Raw genomic sequence first — 1,044 nt, forward strand, 5'->3', positions numbered from 1 at the left:
ACGAAATCGAGCACCCCACGACCCCGCCGCACAGGTTAAAACTCAAGCTAGAGCGTGTCCTCAAAGTTGCGGCAGGTGATCTGGTTTGATCTTGCCTCGTGGTGAAAAGGCATGAGCTGACCGATGAGCAGTGGCGGATCATCGAGGCGTTGCTGCCACCGTCTGGGGCTAACGGCCGTCCGCGGGTGGATGACCGGCGGGTGATCAATGGGATGTTGTTCAAGGCCAAGACGGGTGTGGCGTGGCGTGATCTGCCTGAGCGGTACGGGCCGTGGAAGACGGTTTACAACCGCTTTTGGCGTTGGTCCCGTAACGGCACGTTGACGATGCTGGTGTCGCGGGTGCGGGTGATCGCCGAGGCGATCGATGAGCTGGACCGGGAAGTGTCGGTTGACTCTTCCATCGTGCGCGCGCATCAGCACGCCGCCGGAGCCCGCCGGTCCTCGCGCCGCACGGGGGGCGAAACCTCGGGCCGGGCAGACCGAGCCAGATGATCATGCTATCGGCCGGTCTCGGGGCGGGACCACCACGAAGATTCATCTCGCCTGCGACGGTCGCGGCCGACCGCTGTCGGTCGTGCTGACCGGCGGCAATGTCAACGACTGCACCATGTTCGAGCAGGTGATGGCCGGGATCTGCGTCCCCCGCCGCCCCGGCCAGCGGCCGGGGCGGCCCTGGCGGCGTCCGATTCGGGTGATCGCCGATAAGGGCTACAGCTCCCGCGCGATCCGCGCCTACCGGCGCCGGTGTGGCATCACTGCGACCATCCCTGAACGGCGCGACCAACGGGCCGGCCGCCTGCGCCGTGGCTCACGCGGAGGGCGGCCGCCAGCTTTCGACCCCGGCATCTACCGGCGGCGCAACGTGGTCGAACGCTGCTTCGGCCCTCTCAAGCAGTACCGCGCCATCGCCACCCGCTACGACAAGACCGCCCACTCCTACCAAGGCATGATCGACCTGGCCACCCTGCTCATGTGGCTTTGAGGACACGCTCTAGCTTGAGTTTTAACCTGTGCGGCGGGGTCGTGGGGTGCTCGATTTCGT

1 pseudogene is annotated in these 1,044 nt (G+C 66.2%); it reads left to right on the forward strand.

Annotation, left to right across the window (positions count from 1 at the left end):
• Positions 1-98 precede the first annotated feature (98 nt).
• Positions 99-984: pseudogene (locus ABEA10_RS50345) on the forward strand (IS5 family transposase).
• Positions 985-1,044: the final 60 nt, after the last annotated feature.

It is taken from the genome of Actinoallomurus oryzae, from assembly GCF_039541955.1.
Lineage (GTDB): Bacteria > Actinomycetota > Actinomycetes > Streptosporangiales > Streptosporangiaceae > Actinoallomurus > Actinoallomurus oryzae.